This window comes from Mucilaginibacter sp. SJ (genome assembly GCF_028993635.1).
Lineage (GTDB): Bacteria > Bacteroidota > Bacteroidia > Sphingobacteriales > Sphingobacteriaceae > Mucilaginibacter.
Window position 1 is genome coordinate 5,677,395 of sequence record NZ_CP118631.1, and the last position, 21,133, is coordinate 5,698,527.

A 21,133-nucleotide genomic window follows, 5' to 3' on the forward strand; every position below is an offset into this window, starting at 1 on the left:
ATGTTGGAGCATTTCCCGTTCTTTTTTATCGCTGGTCTGTTATTTCGTCATACGCAAGTTTTAAAGTTTAATAAATGAATACCTGGTTATTTATAATTTGATAATTGAAATTACTTGTTAGCTTCAGTTGCTGCAGCGCTTTGTCAAGCGTTATATTTTCAAACTTTCCGGTCAGGACCAGTTTTTTCAGATCTTCCTTTTTAAAAATGATAGTTGTGCTATATTTTCGCTCCATCATTTTTGCAACTTCCTCAAATTCCATAGCATCAAAAACAGCTTTGTTTTTTATCCAGATGGCTTCCGATGGTAAGGAATCTCTTTTGTCCTGGTGTATTTCGCTGAGTTCGACTATTGCTTTGGATACAGTATCCGGCTGCCGGCGACTGAATGCTGATGCACGTGCCGGCTGATTGAATACCGTCAGCTTTTCCGAAGGTTTCAAAATAATTTGCCGGTCAGGATTTTTCAGTACAGTAAGCTCAATAACACCGCGTATTAAAGCAGCTTCGGAAGTTTTATCACCCGGATAAGATCTGACATTGAACCGGGTGCCTAAAACCCTGATTTTTATGGTTGGCGTCATCACCACAAACGGATGTGCCGGATCCTTGACAATATCGAAGAAAGCTTCACCCGATAAAGTTATTTCCCGGTGCCTGGCATCAAATGTGTTTTTATAGGTAAGCTTGCTGCCTGCATTCAGGATAACCGTACTTCCGTCGGGTAATTGTATGTTTGTCATGCCCCCCGTAGGTACCTTGATTTCACAAATCCCGCTTTTATTGTCAAATGATCTGAAATAAACCAGTGCTATGCTGCTGCAAAGTAAAATGGCGACGGCTGCTGCTATTGCTCTGTATTTGAACCTGCTGTGAGGCGTCGGTTGGTTCGTTTCCGAAATAACAGGTATCTCGCATTCGTCTTCCGCAAAGATAGCAGGCTCGTTATTTAGCTGGGCCTGCAATTGTACCCATTGTTCTTCCTTTGGCTCATTATTGCATCCTTTAGACATCGGATATAATTGCCAAAGATGCTCCAGCATAGCGATAGGATATTGTGCCCCGCCATCTTCCTTTAAGATCTGGTCGATCTCTTCCAGCTCCGCCGGGGTTGCTGTATTATTCAGCTTTTTATAAATAAGTATCCAGGTATTGTTGACCATAAGTGTTTTCTAATCTTATAGACAATCAAAAATTGCCCGGCACGGGGAAGGATGAAAAATATTTTTTAAATAAAATGAAAGGTGAGGTTATTTGGAGGAAACCAGGGGCGCATTTTTTTTGTAATTCAGGCTTTCGGATAGTTTTTTCAGGGCAATGCTCATATGGTATTCGATGGTTCTTACGGATAAATTAAGAAGCTCGGCAACTTCCTTGTGCGGAAGCCCATCTTCTTTAATCATTTTAAATACCAATCTGCATTGCGCGGGCAGGTTGTTAACGGCATGTTCAATCAAAAGCTGGAAGTCTGCCACTATCATTTGATCCTCGATATTCAGGGTAACATCTTCAATTTCTGCCTTGATATCATCGATGTTAAAATGTATTGGGAAGTTTTTTTGCTTCAGGAAATTAAGAGATTTGTTTTTTACCGCTTTATAGATATAAGAGGTGAAGTCAGTAATGCCTGTCAAAAGTTTCCTCCGTGACCAGATCGAAATAAAGGTATCGTTCACTACTTCTTCCGTAGCCTCGGCAGATCGCACGTAAAAGGAGGCAAGGTTATATAACCTCTTATAGTATTGAAAATACAGCACCCTGAAAGCCTGCTGATCATCTTCAAAAGCTATTTTTTGTAGCAAGTCCTGAATATTGGTTTCGTTCATACTTAATCTTAACATGTCCGGATATCTCCCGAAACGACATGCATAACATCATAATTGGTTATTGAATTGGTTTTGACGGAGCCGGACTTGTGATTATAAATTAAGACAGCAGAACGATCCTTTTATACTCAAAATTTTCAGGGAGATTTTAAAAAAATCATCGGAACATTTTTGCATGCCCATACCTGGATATCTCGAGGTATCCGGCATATTAAGCATTAATACCGGAAAGCAGTATTTCAATGGAGAGTGTTTACCAGCGGTATTCAGGACTGTTTGTTTCCTGTTGTGATAAACCGGGTGCTTTGAAATATGATTAATAATAAGATAGGGGAAATAGAAACAGGAAAGATCGCGATAATTTGCATCTTTCCTATTGTATACCCGGAAGCGGGAGTTTAACTATGTTTTTAATTTTTTTTAAATCAGTATCTTACGACGGCGATTGAAAGCTGTGTAATGAATAGTTCAGTCCTGTTTTCTTTGCACTATTATTTATCTGCATATGACCCGTTCTTAAAGTTTAAAAATCTGTTCCATGGTCACCCATTTTTCTCCTTCTTTTGCCCAGGGGAGGGGCTGTTGAAATAGCCACATGAGTTGCTCCCATTCCTGTACTTTAGGATTTAGCGCGTCCATCGCTTCTTTTTTCTTTGACTCAAAATGGTCACTTGTTTCCATGATCATAAACAACCGGTTTCCTGTACGATAGATCTGCATATCGAGAATTTCCGCGTCCAGTATGCTTTTGCGTATTTCGGGCCAGCTATTTTCAGCCTTATGCCAATGTTCATATTCCGCTATTAATTGCGGGTCATCCTTTAAATCAAGGGCCAAACAGTATCTTTTCATAGTGATATTTAATTTTTTACAGATAAGCGGAAGCGTACGATTCGTCAATTAGGCCATATTCTTTCATTTCTTTCCAAAATTGTGTTGGGATCTTTAACGAAGCCAGCGAAACATTTTGTGAAACCCTGTCGGGATTTGTGGTATTCAGGGCGATACTTTTAACGCCTGGACCATTTAAGCCAAAAGCCACGCAGGCATCCGCCGGTTTTATTTTATAATCTGCACATAGGCCATAAAACAACTCTCGCCAACGATGTAAATGTTTGTCTTTTTTCGGATCAGTTAATCGATAGTTATAGTAATCAGATCCGGTTAAAAAGCCGCCGTTAAAAACGGCGGAATTAATGATTACGGTTCCTTGCTTTTCAAGCTCCAGCATAAATTCAATTAATTCGGGCGGATGGCTATGAATTGTCATGCTATTGGCAATCATTACCCAATCCAATTTTACATCCTGCGTTATCTTTTTGATGATCCGCCAGTCTTTCGAACCTACACCAATACCTTTTACTTTGCCATTTCGTTTTAATTCATTCAATGCGCGGTAAGCTTCCAATACGTCCCGATATCGTTGTGCTTGTTCCTGTTTATCTTTTGCTGCATTCAGGTATTCATCGGGGTCATGTACAGATACCAGTTCTGCACGATAATTGCCCAGTAACTCATTTCCCTGTTCATAACATTCAAGGATGCCCTCATAACTTATTCGCTGAACGGCGTCATATTTCAGGTCGCGCCAAACACCCGGTTCAAAAGTAGGTTCGGGGCTTTTTAACTCCGTACGCAGCCAGCCCAATTTATTACTGATCAGTACCTCCGATTGGGAGACATTTAGTTTTGCCAAAGCCTTTCCCAAAGATTCGAGCGCGAGCCCCGCGCCGTATTTCCCGGCTGAGTCAAATACAGCCGGTTTAGGAGAATGCCTGATACTTTCGGCAACAATAGCACATTTAACATCGTCCGGAAGTGCTACATATAAATTTCCTAATCCACTGGTTCCAAAAATTATTTTAGGCAGATTGATTTCTTGCATATTGAAAATGGAGAATTGTTAAAGGATAGTTGAAACCGGTACATTTTCCGGCCCCACTTTTACACGATGTCCTTTTAATCCAAAAAGGGCCACCACCGCAAAGCATACTAACGGTACCACATAACCATTTTGAATATTGCCGGTTACATCGCTGATATAGCCGAATATCCTTGGTAATACAGCACCGCCAACGATAGACATAATGATCAGGCTGCTGCCGAATTCTGTATCTGCTTTTAAATCTTTTATACCCAGCGCGAAAATGGTTGGAAACATAATAGACATGAAAAAACAGATCCCGATTACCGTGTATACGGTGATCATGCCGTGACCAAAAATGGCGATTACAGAAAGCAAAATGTTGATGCCTGCATAAACTGCCAGTAAAATAGCCGAACTATAATACCGCATTAAAAATGTACCAATAAACCTCCCGATGAGGAATGCAAAACCACATAACCCCAAATAATCTGCCGCTTTTACTTCTGTGATGCCGGCAGATTTTGTGGCGTAAAGAATAAATAGGCTGAACACACAAACCTGGGCACCCACATAAAAAAACTGAGCGGCCACACCCCAGGCTAAATGACGATGCTTCAAGGCGTGGAAAATATTTTTGCTGGCTGCATGTCCCTCGTGTTGCTGGATCCGGGGCAGCCGTGTAAAAGCAAAAAGTATCGCTATAAATACCAGTACACTACCTAATATAAAATAAGGCATTTTCACAGACGAAGCCTCGGCGGCCAGCGCCAGTTTTCGACCTTCCTCCGTCATCACACTCAATTGAGCTACTGTATAACCTTTGGTTAATATAATACGTGCGCCAATTATCGGGGCCAGTGTGGCTGCCAACCCGTTAAATGATTGTGCAAAGTTAAGCCTCTGTATCGACGTTGACGGATCACCCAACGAGGAGGCATAAGGATTGGCTGCAGTTTCTAAAATGGTTAGCCCGCAGGCAATGATAAACAAGGCTACCAGGAAAAACGTGTACTGTTGCGTATTGGCGGCCGGTATAAACAGGTAGGAGCCAACCGCGAAAACAAGCAAACCGGTGATGATGCCTGTTTTGTAGCCGTATTTTTTCATGATGAAACCTGCCGGTAAAGCCATCAAAAAATAGGCAATAAATACCGCGGAATCCACCAGCGTGGCCTGCACCGTGGTGAGCGTAAATGACTTTTTTAAGTGCGGTATCAGTATCGGGTCGAGGTTATGCGCGAAGCCCCACAGAAAGAATAAGCTGGTTATTAATATAAATGGAAAAAGAGTTTTATTCTTTGTCATGATCTGATAATTATAAATGGTTACTTTATGGGGTGAAGGGGCTCAATTAATTATTTGGCAGTTATTTTAGCTGCCCATCCGCCTGATGTATCCATATGGACGTTGATCACGGAATTAGCCGACACCTTTCTTTCAGACCGGGTTAGGTCTTGAGGAGATGATAACACATCGCCCCATGATGATAATGTGTAGTTACCCGCCGGTAAAAAATCCATTTTCAATTGCACTGTTCTTTCAGAATCGTTTGTCATCGCGCCGATATACCAGTCTTTTCCGCTTCTTTTGGCAATAATGACATATTGGCCCGGGTAACCGCCGAGTACCTTTGTATCATCCCAAACGGTTGGTATATTGTTCAAAAAATCGGCTCCGGGCTTGCCCAAAATGTTTTCAGGCGCATCGCAATAAACCATAAATGGACTTTCGTAGATCACGAATTTTGCCAGCTCGGCACAGCGGCTATTCATTACCTGGGTAGGGCTTCCCTTTCTGAAATCGCTTTTCTTTACATTCAGGAATCCGCCGGGAGTATAATCCATTGGCCCGGCCAGCATACGTGTGAATGGGAGTGTGGTATTATGCCCCGCTGTTATCCTGGTCGAAAATTTTGAATATTCTTCTCCCAAAACTCCTTCCCTGGTTACCATGTTGGGATAGGTCCGCTCGATACCGTCGGGTTTAAAAGCACCATGGAAATCAACCATCAAATGATATTTTGCAGCCGTTTGGATGATACGACGGTACCAGTTCACCATTTGCTGATCATCGCGGTCCATAAAATCAATTTTTATTCCCGCAATACCCCATTTTTCGTAAATCGGAAATGCTTTTTCAAAATTGTCATTCCGGTTAACATCCGAGCTGTATAGCCAAAGCCAGCATTTAACCTTTTTTGCTTTAGCATAGGCTAAAATCTCGGGCATATTTAATTGCGGGGCCACTTTGGTAATATCTGCTTCCGGCTTGTTAAACGGCCCATACCATTGCCAGTCAATAAGCATGTATGGCCAACGCTCTTTCGATGCCAGGTCTATATACTTTTTGATGGTCGGCATGTCTACTTTTACGTCTCCGCTCCACCAGTTATCCCAGGCGCTCATGCCTGGTTTGATCCAGCTGGGATCTTTCAATACGTTAGGCGGGTTCAGGTTTTGTATCAGTTCTGATTCAATCAGTTTACCAGGCGAACCTGCCAGCATCACTACACGCCAAGGCGTAAGCAGGTTATTAGTGAAACGTGCTTTAACACCATTCTCATTTTCACCGGGCAGGGGCGATAGCTTGGTGATCAGGCTGATTTGGTCGGTAGCACCAGTGTCAGTTTTTGAGGATCCTATATAAAAACCCGGATAGTTATCAATATTGGCTTCAGTAAAAGCGGCATAGTGACGCTCATCTAATTCAACCAGCAGAGGTAAGCCTGCAATTGTTTTATCGGTAATATGATTTAGGTTTTTCGGTTGAAATTCGGTTTCCTGTGATGAGGTATAACTGCCATAGTCTGCAACCCAGGTTTTTGCTTTTGCCGGTAAGTTAAAAGTGGTTAGCTCCTTTACTATTTGCCGGTCGCCGATTTTATCAGCTCCGAACAATTGGTAGCGAAAAGCTATACCATCGTTATAAGCCCTGAACCATATGTTCATACGACGCATTGGTGCCGATTTTTCAACCAGTGATAATTCCAGTTCATTGTAATGGTCGGTTATCATATTGTGCTTAGCCTTTACTACTGGCATCCACGTTTGGTTGACCGAATGCTCTATATGACCGGTTACGGTCATGCTGGTGCCGATAGCCGGTTCATCTTTAAACTCGAAACCGAGTGATGAAGGGTGGACGATTGTTAAACCGTTGCTGGAAACCGTATATTGCAGATTGCTGACGTTGTTTATTTCTACAATGGTTTTTTTATCAGGCGATACCAGCTTAAAAGTTTGCGCCAAAGAAGGAACTGCCAGTGAAACGGCAGTGATCAGGGTGTAACAAGTTTTCAGGTTCATCATATAAATTAAACAGCTCCTTCTATTTTTAAAACAAACGCATCTTTACCAGGTGCCTGCTCAGGCAATTTTACTTTAAGACCAGTCTCAGTCTGCTCAAAACTCAACTTGTCGTTTCCGAGCAAGCTTACACTGCTTACATTGCCTGCTTCATTGCCTTTTGCTAACTTTTTGACAATGGCTGTATTATCGGTTGGCCAGCCCAGCATAGTAGCGTAAAGGGTTTTGCCTTTTACGGTAAACCGGATATCTTCGGCCCCGAATGGTTTGCCTTTGCCTTCATTAAAGCCCTGTGCGCTAATTGGGGCCGCTGAATCTGTTGCGGGGCCCTCTCCAAACACTTTCCAGGGACGGGTGCCATAAATTGCCTCGCTGTTAATCTGCATCCAGGCGCCTATGCCCTCAACAACTGCACGTTCTTCACTATCGATACTTCCGTCTCCCCGTAATGGGACATTTAAAAGCAGGTTACCGTTTTTACTTACAATATCAACCAGGGTATGTACCACTGTTTTGGCACTTTTGTAACCTTTATTATCAAATATGCGCCGGTCATAATGCCAACCGCCGATACAGGTATCGGTTTGCCATGGTAAAGGTTCTATCTGGTTACTTTGGCCACGTTCTATATCCCATATCATGCATTTACGCTGCTGCTCATTCAATACTTTAGCAAATAGTGCGGCCTGCAGTTTTCCATGCTTTTTAATGCTGGTATTGTACATATGCGCCGCTATTTTTAAACCGGCGTCGCTTACCGGCCAAAGGGGCAGGGCTGTGTCATCAAAATAAATCAGTTCTGGGCCGTATTTATCTATCAGCTCAATGGTGCGGTTCAAAAACTTATCGCAATAAGCTTTGCTGGGCACGCTTGCGCCGTTGCCCCAGTCCCAATGGCTGCCCATACTGTTGTTATCAAGGCTGTCCTTACTTAAAGGATGGTTTTGTGCATATAATTCCTGTGGGTCGTAGCCGTTCCACCATTTACCTGCACCATCAGCTTTGGTAAGCTTGCCGTCATAAGGCACGCCTGCCAACGGGCCGGTTTTATCCGCACGTTGGGCAACCTCGTACCAGGTCCAGGGGTGGGAAGCGTGTACGGTTACGCCAAAAGGCAAACCATGCTCTTTAGCTGCTTTGGCCCAGCCGCCTATCAGGTCTTTTTTGGGGCCAAGTTTAGTAGAGTTCCAGCTTTGGTATTTGCTGTCATAAAGGTCAAAATTATCATGGTGATTGGCCAGTGCCATAAAATATTTGGCGCCGGCTTTTTTATATAGGCCAACCAACTTGTCAGGGTTCCAATTTTCGGCTTTCCATTCATTAATAACGTCTTTAAAACCAAATTTGGAAGGATGCCCATATTTTTGAACGTGATATTTATACTGGTCGCTGCCTTCCTGGTACATGCCGCGTGCATACCAGTCACCACGTTCCGGCTGGCACTGCGGGCCCCAATGCGCCCACATCCCAAACTTGGCATCGCGAAACCAGTCCGGCACCTGGTACTGAGTCAATGAATCCCAACTGGGTTTAAAAGGCCCCGAAGCAATTGCGGGGTTTGAATTAGTTTGCAGCAAACTGCTACCAAAAGCCTTTGATAAATACAGAGACGAGAGCCCGGTGGCCATGCCTTTTATTAATGTTCTTCTTTTCATAATTGAGTTTGGAAGTTTTGAAAAAGTACCTATCTGGAGCAGCTATGCAAACGAGTAGCCAGGCCTTTAAGTAAATTTCTATATGTCATTATCTATAATTGGTTGATGAGCAATTCACGTTAAATTGATCATCAATCAAATTTCTTTGAAATAATATTCAAATAGTTGACCTAATGGGACTTTTTTTTATACAAACCCGACTTTTTGAATGATTAATATTACGATTGGAGTTGAGATTGATAAAAGGATCGGATACTACTTAAAACATATTATCTTTCAGGCTTGACTATAAATAGCTTATTTATTGAGAATTACTAAATAATGGAAATTAAGCGTTTGTTTACGCCATATCAGGATGCGTAGTGAAAGAAGAGTTGGGAGCGGGATTGTAAAAATGAAATCATTGGCTGTTTCAGACCATGCTGTTCTCGGGGTATGGCATTATTGGTGAAAAAAAGCGATAATGATAAGCAGGTATGAATACTAATGATTGAAGCCGACCTGGTACATCTGTTTTTTATATTCACTGGGCGACATACCGGTAAGCTTTTTGAATGTTTTGGAAAAATAAGAAAGGTTATCAAACCCGGTTTGTGTGCAGATCTCTGAGTAAGCCATTCTGCTTGTTGCCATCAGATATTGTGCACGTTCAATTCGTTTTTCATTTATATAATTCAACGGCCTGGTTCCTGTGTGCTGCTTAAACTGCCTTGAAAAATAATCGACATTTTGATTTGCCCGGGAAGCCAGCAGGTTCACAGTTAGATCCATGTGTAAATTAACAAGGATGTAATTTAAGGTTTCTGCAATTTTAACGGGTATAGATTTATGTTCCGGATGCTTAAATAATTGTGGGTTAAGGAATTTTGCGGTTAACATCATGAGGATACCCTGGGTTTCCAGGTACACGGAAGTGTTTTGTTGATTATTAAGTTCCTGGTATTCCTTATAGTAGATATCTTTTTCATACACCTTAGGATTGTCTGACCGGTTAATTCCTCTCCCCGGGTTAATTTCAAGCAGTCTGTTAAAAAGGTTGATATCCATTTCGGTGGCCCTTGTTTTCAATATAACCCTGTGGTTAGCGAAAAGCGAACTTCCATCTATCGAATCCTCAAAAAACTGAACAAAATACTGGCCCAGGTAATCGTTGCAGCTTAAATTACATAGGGTGAAGCTTGGAACGATGTACAAATAACCCGGTTCAAGTTTTAGCAAACTGGCTGCATCTGAAATTTCACCTTCTCCACCATCTATATAATAAATGCGATAGTAAGGACTGATCACATTCCTGTAATTCCATTTGGAGTTGAGCCTTACGTAATCGACGTTAAGGAGTGAGAAAGTATGTTTTAAATTCCGTTTAATCATCTGAACTACAAATATGCAAATTGCGTTGATATCCCTAAATGCATATGAATATCTCAAATATAGTAAAGTCGGATTTTTACAACAAAAAGTCCATTTTAATTAAGTTTTTAGCTGGCGGCTTACTGTAGGTTTGAATCAACCAATATTAAGAAGGAATATCTCAAAACTTTGCATTAATACCAGGCATTAATAGGCTTGCTTTGCATATTAAAATTCGATATTTACCAAACACTGTCTTTTATTGATTATTTTTATGAATACTCCTGAGCTATGAGATATAAATTATCACTAAGCGTGCTTATATTGTTGTTGACGTTTCGTGTTGCTTTTGCGCAAAATGGCAAATATCAGTTTTCGCAGTTAAACCGAAGTAATGGCTTATCGCACAACCAGGTAAACTGCATTTATAAAGACTCCGAAGGTTTTATGTGGTTCGGAACTGCATCAGGGCTTAACCGTTATGATGGCTACAGTTTTAAAATATTCAAGCATGACGCTAATAACAAAAAGTCGCTTAATGATGATTTTGTAAGCGGTATTTTTGAAGGACCTGGCAAAAAATTATGGGTGTCAACCCGCGGAGGATACTGTTTTTATGATCCGGAAACGGAACAGTTTGACAGTGATATGTCGGTAATGACACGCTCGTTAAAGGTTCCCGGATATCCTAACGTATCTAAAATAATTCACGGTGGTAAGGGCGAGTTTTGGCTTTTGTGCCCCGATTCCGGTCTGTACAGGCATAGTGAAATAAACAAAACAACCCGTCGGTATTATCATCACCGTTCAGGCGCGTCATTGTATTCAAATTTTATCTCAGATATAACACTGGATGCAACCGGCAACCTTTGGTTGGTATACCGTAACGGCATCGTTGAGATGTTCGATATCAAACAAAACAAAATTACTTATCATACCGAGGTATTTAATAAAGCCGTTAATAACAAAGATGCTTATTACGCTATTACTGTGGATAAGGACAATGATTTATGGTTTTACACACCTGGTTTTTACGCCAACGCGTATTATTACAGTCCCTCAAGCAGGGCGTTCAGGCCTATCGCTAACGAACCTTCGGGGCTCAAATTAAAATCTAATATCATCAGCAACATTATCCAGGCCGATGACGGCCTGATATGGATAGCAACCGATCACGGCGGTATAAATTTGTTAGATAAAAAAACTTTCACATTTACCTATTTATTGAACAGGGAAGATGATGCCAAATCATTAAGTCAAAACAGCGTTATCAACCTTTATAAAGACGATTCGGGTATTATGTGGGCAGGCACCTTTAAAGAAGGTGTAAGCTACTATCACAAAAATATTATCCGGTTCCCATTGTACAGGCACTTCGCTTCAGATCCTAAAAGTTTGGGTTTCGAAGATGCTAACAAGTTTGTTGAAGATAAAAATGGGAACATTTGGATTGGTACAAACGGGGGAGGCTTAATTTATTTTAACCGTGAAACCGGCAGTTTTAAGCAATATAAGTACGAACCAGGAAATGCAAACAGTCTCAGCAATGATATTATTGTCAGTTTATGTATCGATCATGATCAAAAATTGTGGATAGGGACATATTTTGGCGGCCTGGACTGCTTTGACGGAAAAACGTTTACCCACTATAAACATGACGATAAGATAGCCGGGAGCCTTGCCGATAACCGGGTGATGAGTATTTTCGAAGATTCATCGCATAAGTTATGGATAGGGACATTTGCAGCCGGGCTCCAGATATTTGACAGGGAAAAAAAGAAATTTTCCCCTCCCTTTAAGCAAACAGATATCAGGTGTCTTTACGTTTCTGCTCTGTTTGAAGACCGCAAAGGCAATATTTGGGTTGGAGGATACTTTGGTATCGATGTGATTTTAAAAAATACAGGCAGGTTTATCCATTACAGCATAAATAAAGATGATCCTAACAGTTTAATCAGTAATACCATCAACTGCATTAACCAGGACAGGCACGGCTTGATCTGGATAGCTACACGCTACGGGTTAAGCATTCTTAACCCCGAAACCAACAAGTTCACATCGTTAACGAAGCGAAACGGGTTACCAGATAATGCCATATTACAAATACTGGAAGATAGCAAAGGAAGAATGTGGTTGAGTACTGCTAATGGTTTAAGCAGGGTAACGTTTATTGCCCAAAAGGCTCCTTACGCGTTCAGGTTTGAGAACTTTGATGAAACGGATGGTTTGCAAGGCCGGGAATTTAATGACCAGGCAGGGCTCAAAACCCGCAAGGGCGAACTTATATTTGGCGGCGGGCATGGTGTCAATATTTTCGACCCGTTAGCCATACATGCCAATATCAACAAGCCTAAACTAACTTTTACTGATTTCTTTCTGTATAATAAAAGTATCAAAGCCAATGAAGACGTTAACGGACATGTTGTATTGTCAAAAGCTATTTCGGCCACCCGCGAGCTGACGCTGACACACAGTGAAAATGTATTTACCATTGAGTTTGCCGCACTTAATTTTTTTAATCCCAACAAAGTAAAGCATCAGTATATGTTGGAAGGCTTTGATAAGGATTGGATTGATGCCGATAATGCTACGCGAAAAGCTACCTACACCAACCTTGATGGCGGCGATTATACTTTTAAAGTACGGGCGGTTAGCCAGGAGGGTAGGTGGGACCCTGATTATATCACATTAAAAATTAAGGTATTGCCCCCGTTCTGGAAATCGACAATAGCTTATTTTATTTATACATTACTTTTATTTGGGATCCTATTTTTCATGCGCCGGCGAGGAATTCAAAAAATACGAAGGCAGTTTGAAATCGAAAAGGAGAAACGCGAGGCAAAATTGCTGATTGAAAATGAGCGGCAGGAGGCCAGGCGTATGCATGAACTTGATATGATGAAAATTAAGTTCTTCACCAATGTAAGCCATGAATTCAGGACTCCTTTATCATTGATCATGGCACCCGTTGATAAGATTTTAAAGCAAACCGAGGCCGAAGAGCAGAGAAACCAGTTGCAATTAATTAACCGCAATGCCAAACGTTTACTAAATATGGTAAACCAATTGCTTGATTTCAGGAAAATGGAGGTACAGGAACTTAGGCTGCATGCACGGAGTGGAGATATTATCAATTTTATTAAGGAAATGGTTTATTCGTTCTCGGATGTTGCTGAGAAAAAACATATCAGGCTGGTATTCGATTCGGAAATTCAAAACCTGATTATCAACTTTGACCATGATAAAATCGAACGTATCATTTTCAACCTGCTTTCCAATGCTTTTAAGTTTACACCTGATGGCGGGCATATAAGTGTTTTACTGGCGATGGGTGAAAAAGCGCCTGAAGAGCGACAACTTGAGATAAAGGTTATTGATACGGGTATTGGAATTCCGTTAGATAAGCAGGATAGAATTTTTGAACGTTTTTTTCAAAACGAGGTGCCAGGATCTATGGTTAACCAGGGTAGCGGTATAGGGCTGTCAATAACCAAAGAATTTGTAAAGCTGCACAACGGTGAAATATCAGTGCAAAGTGAACCCGGACAAGGCAGTTATTTTACTATACTTTTACCTGTTGATTTAGTGACAGAGGAAGAAGTATCGATAAATGAACCTGATTTCCCCCGCACAGCGGTATCCGAAAACCCCGATTGGGTACAGGCCGGAGGCGGCAATTCGATTAAGAAGCTTTCTGTTTTACTGGTTGAAGATAATGAGGATTTCCGTTTTTACTTGAAAGACAATTTAAATGATACTTTCAACATTATCGAGGCTGTTAATGGAAAGGAAGGGTGGCAAAAAACCCTGGCCCTTCATCCTAACCTGGTTGTTAGCGATATCAGCATGCCCGAGATGAATGGCATTGATTTGTGCCGAAAAATACGCAACGATAAACGTACATCACATATACCAGTGGTTCTCCTTACGGCCGTTACAGATGAAGAACAGCAATTGGAAGGGCTTGAAACTGGCGCCAATGATTACCTGACCAAGCCTTTCAATTTCGAGATCCTCACTTCTAAATTAAAGAACATATTGGCCATGCAGCAAGATATGCGTAAAGCTTATCAAAAGCAGCTTGACGTTACCCCAACTGAAGTAGAAACCGAATCACTTGATGAAGCGTTTATAAAAAAAGCGGTACAAATAATCGAAAAAAACATTGACAACGCCGAATTCTCGGTAGAGGAATTGAGCAGCGAATTATATGTGAGCCGCGTAACCCTGTACAAAAGATCGCTGGCTTTAACAGGAAAATCTCCCGTAGATCTGATCCGCACCATCCGCCTCAAACGTGCCGCACAGTTGCTTGAGAATTCACAGTTAACTATATCACAGATTTCCTACAAAGTAGGCTTTAAAAGCCAAAAGTATTTCGTACGATGCTTCAAGGCCGAATTTAATTGTCTCCCTTCTGCCTACGTCAGCAACAAGAACAAATAAATTTTTTTATAAGCCTTCAGCCAGTTTTACCGCAAGGAAATCGCATTTATTATTTTTTAAAACGATTTACCTGATTTTGCTATTGGTTTAACTTGATGCTTTTGGGGTCTTTTTGTTAAATTTAGTACAACATCTGTTTCAGTTATGACTAATTATTAGATGTGAGTTCACTTTAACATATTGTAAATAAGCACAGTACGTGGTCTTAACATTTGTGTCCCTATTTGTAAACAATCGATTGTACTCCGGCATTTAGATTAGCAGCGTAATTCAATGTTTCTTTATTGTAAAACGCAATTAAAGTTTGGCATTGCTTAAGCCAATTTTTCAAACCTGATTAATTACTATGATGTTAAAACGTATACTTTGGTGTACTGCTGCTATTTTTTCGATTGCTTCTCCGCTCAAGGCCGCTTATTGCAATAGTCCTCAAATGGCAATGAAGGATACAGCCGTTATCAGAACAATTTATCCGTCATACAATATTTCGCCCAAGGCTCCTGATAAAACAGGAATGGATAACACTGCCGCGCAACAGGCAGCAAACATCAAATTGGGCTGGAATATCGGTAACACAATGGAAGCACCCGGCGGCGAAACCGGCTGGGGCAACCCTTTAATTACAGAAGATTATATTAAACTGGTTAAGCGAAGCGGATTTAATGCCATTCGTATCCCTTGCGCCTGGGATCAATATTCAGATAAAAAAACTGCCAAAATACAGGATGCTTGGTTAAACCGCGTAAAACAGGTAGTACAATATTGTGTAAAAAACGATATGTATGTGTTGCTCAATATTCACTGGGATGGCGGTTGGCTTGAAAATAATATTAATCCGGCAAAACAGGATTCTGTTAACGCTAAACAAAAAGCGTTTTGGGAACAAATTGCAACGGCAATGCGCGATTTTGACGAACATGTGATGTTTGCCAGCGCTAATGAGCCGGCTGCAGATGATGCCGCGGCAACAGCAATACTTGCTACTTATCATCAAACTTTTATTAACGCGGTTAGGTCAACCGGTGGTAAAAACGCCTACCGTGTATTGGTACTGCAGGGCCCATCTACTAACATGGAAAAAACAAGTCATTTTATGGTATCCCTGCCAGCCGATCAGGTAGCAGGCCGGTTAATGGTTGAGGTACATTATTATTCACCCTTTAATTTTTGCCTTATGGAAAAAGATGAACCATGGGGCCGCATGTTTTATTATTGGGGCAACGGGCACCATTCATTATCGGATTCTGCGAGAAACCCTACTTATGGAGAAGAGGCTGAGGTTAAGAGCACATTCCAACTCATGAAAACAAAATTCGTTGATAAAGGAATCCCTGTTGTGATGGGAGAATATGGTGCTTACAGACGAACTGGCCCTAAAGATTTGGCGGTACACAATGATGCTGTAGATTATTGGATTAAGTTTACAACCCAACAAGCTATAGCCAACGGCCTTAAGCCATTTTTTTGGGATATAGGTATTGCCCTGGACAGACGAAATAATAAAGTACTTGATCAACGCACAATTAATGCCCTTATAGCAGGGGCCAATTAACAATTTTTGCAATGATAATAAATTCGCTGATTGCCATGCAAGCGTCTCATACCAAACCTTGTTTAAAAAAATGAAACCAACCTACTTTTTATATTTTTTGATTTTAGTGTTCGCTACAGGGAAAACTATAGCCCAATCCCCTGAAATAGCTTCAAAACGCGAACATTTATCTATTGATAATGACTGGCGCTTTGCTTTGGGCCATGCATACGATGTTTCTAAAGATTTTTATAACGGAACCGGCGGGTTCTCCTATTTGGCCAAAACTGGTTATGGAGATGGCGCTGCATCGGCAGAATTTGATGACAGGGGCTGGCGTAAGATCGACCTTCCGCATGATTGGGCAGTTGAGCAGCCATTTAGCCCTAAGGGTAGTTTCAGTCACGGATCGAAAGCCATTGGCCGTAACTTCCCCGAAGCAAGCGTTGGCTGGTACCGTAAAAGTTTCGTTGTGCCGGCTTCTGATCTCGGTAAATATATATCCATCGCATTTGATGGCGTTTTCCGAAATAGCATAGTTTGGGTGAACGGACATTACTTAGGCACCGAACCCAGCGGCTATAATAGCTTTGAATACAATATTTCAGAATATTTAAACTATGGTGGCAACAACGTTATAGCCGTACGTGCGGATGTAACTATGGAAGAAGGTTGGTTTTATGAAGGCGCGGGCATCTATCGCCATGTGTGGCTTAACAAAACAAATCAGGTTCACATCGTGCCCGATGGAACGTTTGTTACCACAGCGGTAAAAAGCAATGTGGCCGATGTTACGGCAACGGCTACCATCAACAATGACGACAAAAAAACAAGAAGCTTTAATATAACCCAAACAATTATTGATGACAATGGCAAAGCCCTCGCGACAAAAACAATCACCGGGATTACGTTGAAGCCTTTTGCATCGGGGGATATTAAAAATATATTGACTGTTAGCAATCCAAAACTCTGGTCATTAGAAACGCCCAATTTACATAAGCTGATTACTACAGTTGAAGAGAACGGAACTGTTATTGACAATTACGTAACCACTTTCGGAATCCGCACCATCAGGTTTGACGCTAACGAAGGCTTTTTTCTAAACGGCAAACACGTAAAAATACAGGGCACGAATAATCACCAGGACCACGCCGGGGTAGGGGCTGCTATACCCGATGCTTTACAGGAATTCAGGATCAGGACTTTAAAAGGCATGGGCTGTAATGCCTATCGTTGTTCGCATAACCCGCCAACACCCGAATTACTTGACGCCTGCGACAGGTTAGGTATGCTCGTTATCGACGAAAACCGCTTAATGGGTGTGGCATCCACCCAGTTAAATGATCTGAAAAGGATGATCCTGCGTGACCGTAACCATCCCAGCATCATCAGTTGGTCGATAGGGAATGAAGAATGGGGCATTGAAGGTAACATTACCGGGGCGCGGATAGCAGCCACTATGCAGGCCTTTGCCAAATCGGTTGATTCAACGCGTTATATTACGGCGGCTATAAGCGGCGGTATCGGCTCGGGGATATCAACAGTGATAGATGTGTTAGGCTATAATTATGTTGCTACCAAAAATACCGATGAGCAGCATAAAAAATACCCGAATCAATTTAGCTGGGGGACCGAAGAGGGCTCGACAGTTGCTTCAAGGGGGATTTATGAGGATGATATGGACAAGCACCAGCTTGCGGCATATGACAGAAAACAAAACGACTTTTTTTATAGCCTGGAACAAGGCTGGAAACATTATGCCTCACGCCCATATCTGGCCGGCATGTTCATTTGGACTGGTTTTGATTACCGGGGAGAACCAACACCGTTTGGATGGCCATCAGTGGGATCATATTTTGGGATGGTTGATGCCTGCGGTTTTCCTAAGGACGATTACTATTATTTAAAATCATGGTGGACTAACCAAACTGTGGTACACCTGCTGCCGCACTGGAACTGGCAGGGTAAAGAAGGCCGGGAAATACAGGTGTGCGCCTACAGCAATTGCGATGAGGTAGAACTTTTTTTGAACAAAAAAAGTCTTGGCAAAAAAACTATGGAGCTGAACGGGCACCTGGAATGGCAGGTAAAATATGAGCCCGGCACGCTGGAAGCTGTAGGGTACAAAAAAGGCATTAAGGTGGGCAATGATATTGTTAAAACTACGCTTACGCCATATCAGGTTAAATTAACGGCCGACCGCAAAGCGATTGAGGCAGGTAAAAAAGATATTACCATAATTACCGTGCAGGCCGATGACAAAAACAACTTGCGTGTGCCAACGGCCCAAAATGAGCTGAGCTTTTCAATTACGGGTCCGGGTAAAATTATAGGAGTGGGTAATGGAGATGCAACATCGCTTGAGGCGGATCAATATTTAGAACGGATCGATCTTGTTAACATAGGCGCTTTCAAAGAGAAATTTGTCGACGATTTAAATGCAAAGGCCGAGGTTGCAGCGGATTATGACGATAGTAGCTGGCAAAATGCTTTTAAAGATACCAGGGACGATGAATTTGGCCGAAAAGTAAAAGCCGTAGTTTACAGGGCTGGTTTCACTATGCCTGCTGATGTGGCAACCGCAACGGCTACTTTATTTAGTAAAAATATCGGCAAAGTTCAAAACATCTACATCAATGGTAAGGAAATAGGGCACGAAATCAAGGCAGGCGATGGGAACACCGAATTTAAACTGGATGCCTCATTACTGCACTCCGGTAACAATACTATCGCTATTGTAGCTACCCCCTTGCTTAAAGCCAACATCTGGGCGAGCGTTAACACCGATCCCGGCCTGATCCAGTTGGTTTACCCCGCAGCGCAATATAAACGAAAACTCTTTAGCGGCTACGGTCAGGTTATTGTCCAGTCAACCGGGCAGCCGGGAACTATAGTTTTAAAAGCAACCTCGCCGGGATTAAAGCAGTCGGCTATCGAAATTAAAACCGTTGATAAATAATGTTAGACAAAAGATTTGAAGAAATAATGTTTATGAAATATATAATTACCTGTTTCATCGCGCTTTTTTTGTTTGGTAGTGTATCCGCACAAAACAAAAACGATGCAGCCTTTAAATTAAAGATCAATAGTATCATCAAAAAGATGACACTTGAAGAGAAAATACAAATGTTGCATGGCAACGCTTTGTTTTCTTCGGCAGGTGTGCCGCGTTTAGGTATCCCTGAATTGACCTGTGACGACGGGCCATTAGGCGTGCGCGAGGAAATAAAACGCTTTGACTGGGCTTCGGCCAATTGGACAACCGATTCTGCCACGTTTTTACCCAATGGATCGGCAATAGCTGCAACCTGGAACCCCATAATGGCCAATAAATACGGTGTGGTGATAGGAGAAGAAGCGAATGCCCGTAAAAAAAATGTGATGCTTGCGCCGGCATTTAATATCTGCAGGATGCCCCTTTGCGGCCGTACTTATGAATATTACTCAGAAGACCCCTATTTAAATAGCCAATTGGCCATTCAATCGGTAAAAGGGATTCAAAGTCAGCATGTGGCGGCCTGTATTAAACATTTTGCCGCCAATAACCAGGAGCTTAACCGCGATAGTGTAAATACAATAGTTGATGAAAGGGCTTTGCAGGAAATCTATTTCCCAGCCTTTAAAGCTGCCGTTCAGCAGGGCAATGCTTATACTGTTATGTCGGCTTACAATAAACTAAATGGTTATTGGTGCTCTGAAAATAGTTATTTATTAAACAAAGTTTTAAAAGGAGACTGGGGCTTTAAAGGTGTGGTAATGTCTGATTGGGCCGGCACGCACCATACCGTCGCGGCGGCAAATAACGGCCTTGATATTGAAATGGGTTCAAGCGGACCTTATGACCAATGGTATTTGGCCAAACCATTGCTTACCGCTGTTAAAGCCGGCCAGGTTTCAGTAAAAACAATTGACGATAAAGTGAGCAGGATTTTATGGCTCATGTATCATACATCCATGAGTGCCAACCATCCAAAAGGATCAATCTCAACCCCTGAGCATGCTAAGGCAGCGTATGATATTGCCTCAGAATCCATAGTTCTGTTGAAAAACGATAAACAATTATTGCCTTTAAAAGCAAGTGAGATCAAACGCATCGCAGTTATAGGGGATAATGCCGTACGTACTTTCGCTTTGGGGGGATATGGTGCGGGTGTAAAAGCAAAATATGAGGTTACCGCATTAGAAGGGATAAAGTCAAGGTTCGGTAAAACTGCTGATATCAGGTTTGCACAGGGTTACAGGGCAAAGTACCAGGCGAGTAAAACTGCCGAACAAAATGGTGACTATAATAAACCCGATCAGGACCTGATTAATGAAGCCGTAGCACTTGCTAAAAGCAGTGATGTTGTCATTTTGTGTATTGGTTCAAACCGTGAATACGAAAGTGAAGCCCATGATCGTAAAAGCCTGGAATTGCCTTTTGGTGAACAGGCTTTGGTTAACGCCGTAAGTGCCGTTAATCCAAATACTGTTATTGTAGTAATGGCTGGCGCACCATTTGACCTGAACGAAATCAAAAAATCAAATCACACTATTGTTTGGTCATGGTTTAACGGCTCAGAAGCCGGCAACGCGCTCGCCGATGTGTTAAAAGGGACTATAAACCCGTCGGGTAAGCTGCCATTTACCTTCCCGGCTTCGTTAAATGATTCGCCGGCGTTTAATTTAAATACCTATCCGGGCAATAATCTCACAGCCGAATATAAAGAAGGAATTTTAGTAGGATACCGCTGGTATGACACCAAAAATATTCAACCTCTGTTCCCGTTTGGTTATGGTCTTTCCTATACTGATTTTTCAATCAGCAAGCTTTCCACAGATAAATCAAGCTATAAAAAGGGTGAAACAATCCATGCGAAGTTTACGATCAAAAATATAGGTGAAAGAAGTGGTGCCGAAGTTGTGCAATTGTATGTGAACGATCCGGTTTGTTCTGTAAAACGCCCCGAAAAAGAGCTTAAAGCTTTTAAGAAGATATTTTTAAAAACGGGCGAAACAAAAACGGTAGAAATGCAGGTGAAAGTTGCAGATCTGGCATTTTATGATGAAGCAAAAAAAGGCTGGAACACAGAAGCCGGCGAATACGTTCTTGAGTTAGGTAATTCATCCCGTAATATCATTCTTAAAACCAAGATTACAGTTAAATAACTGTGT

Annotated in this window: 12 protein-coding genes; 4 read left to right on the forward strand and 8 right to left on the reverse strand. The window is 41.8% G+C overall.

Annotated features, from left to right (window positions below; genetic code table 11):
- Window positions 1-67: 67 nt before the first annotated feature.
- The 8 genes from MusilaSJ_RS23650 to MusilaSJ_RS23685 form a co-directional block, all read right to left on the reverse strand.
- On the reverse strand, window positions 68-1,162 hold the full coding sequence (locus MusilaSJ_RS23650) for a FecR family protein (protein WP_274987228.1): 1,095 nt from the start codon (window positions 1,160-1,162) through the stop codon (window positions 68-70).
- Between the two features lie 87 nt (window positions 1,163-1,249).
- Window positions 1,250-1,825, reverse strand: coding sequence for an RNA polymerase sigma-70 factor (locus MusilaSJ_RS23655; protein WP_274987229.1), 576 nt, complete (start codon window positions 1,823-1,825; stop codon window positions 1,250-1,252).
- 516 nt (window positions 1,826-2,341) lie between these two features.
- Window positions 2,342-2,677, reverse strand: coding sequence for an L-rhamnose mutarotase (locus MusilaSJ_RS23660; protein ID WP_274987230.1), 336 nt, complete (start codon window positions 2,675-2,677; stop codon window positions 2,342-2,344).
- Between the two features lie 16 nt (window positions 2,678-2,693).
- Window positions 2,694-3,710: an aldo/keto reductase gene (locus tag MusilaSJ_RS23665; protein WP_274987231.1), complete on the reverse strand. Its 1,017-nt coding sequence runs from the start codon at window positions 3,708-3,710 to the stop codon at window positions 2,694-2,696.
- Window positions 3,711-3,728: 18 nt separating this feature from the next.
- Window positions 3,729-4,997, reverse strand: a complete 1,269-nt coding sequence (gene fucP / locus MusilaSJ_RS23670) for an L-fucose:H+ symporter permease (RefSeq protein ID WP_274987232.1) — start codon at window positions 4,995-4,997, stop codon at window positions 3,729-3,731.
- Window positions 4,998-5,047: 50 nt separating this feature from the next.
- Entirely contained in the window at window positions 5,048-7,000 is a 1,953-nt protein-coding gene (locus MusilaSJ_RS23675) for a glycoside hydrolase family 97 protein (RefSeq protein WP_274987233.1), read from the reverse strand.
- A 5-nt stretch (window positions 7,001-7,005) separates the two neighbouring features.
- A complete protein-coding gene (locus tag MusilaSJ_RS23680; protein WP_274987234.1) occupies window positions 7,006-8,652 on the reverse strand; it encodes an alpha-L-fucosidase in 1,647 nt (548 codons plus the stop codon).
- Window positions 8,653-9,135: 483 nt separating this feature from the next.
- Window positions 9,136-10,023, reverse strand: coding sequence for a helix-turn-helix domain-containing protein (locus tag MusilaSJ_RS23685; RefSeq protein ID WP_274987235.1), 888 nt, complete (start codon window positions 10,021-10,023; stop codon window positions 9,136-9,138).
- A gap of 270 nt (window positions 10,024-10,293) precedes the next feature.
- Between MusilaSJ_RS23685 and MusilaSJ_RS23690 the strand changes: the two genes are divergently transcribed.
- From MusilaSJ_RS23690 to MusilaSJ_RS23705, 4 genes are all read left to right on the forward strand, one after another.
- Window positions 10,294-14,448, forward strand: a complete 4,155-nt coding sequence (locus MusilaSJ_RS23690) for a hybrid sensor histidine kinase/response regulator transcription factor (protein WP_274987236.1) — start codon at window positions 10,294-10,296, stop codon at window positions 14,446-14,448.
- 346 nt (window positions 14,449-14,794) lie between these two features.
- The gene (locus MusilaSJ_RS23695; protein ID WP_274987237.1) at window positions 14,795-16,000 is read left to right on the forward strand and encodes a glycoside hydrolase family 5 protein; all 1,206 of its coding nucleotides are present in this window, start codon (window positions 14,795-14,797) and stop codon (window positions 15,998-16,000) included.
- A 70-nt stretch (window positions 16,001-16,070) separates the two neighbouring features.
- Window positions 16,071-18,938 (forward strand): beta-galactosidase GalA, encoded by a 2,868-nt coding sequence (gene galA / locus MusilaSJ_RS23700; RefSeq protein ID WP_274987238.1) that lies wholly within the window; start codon window positions 16,071-16,073, stop codon window positions 18,936-18,938.
- Between the two features lie 32 nt (window positions 18,939-18,970).
- On the forward strand, window positions 18,971-21,127 hold the full coding sequence (locus MusilaSJ_RS23705; protein WP_274987239.1) for a glycoside hydrolase family 3 C-terminal domain-containing protein: 2,157 nt from the start codon (window positions 18,971-18,973) through the stop codon (window positions 21,125-21,127).
- Window positions 21,128-21,133: the final 6 nt, after the last annotated feature.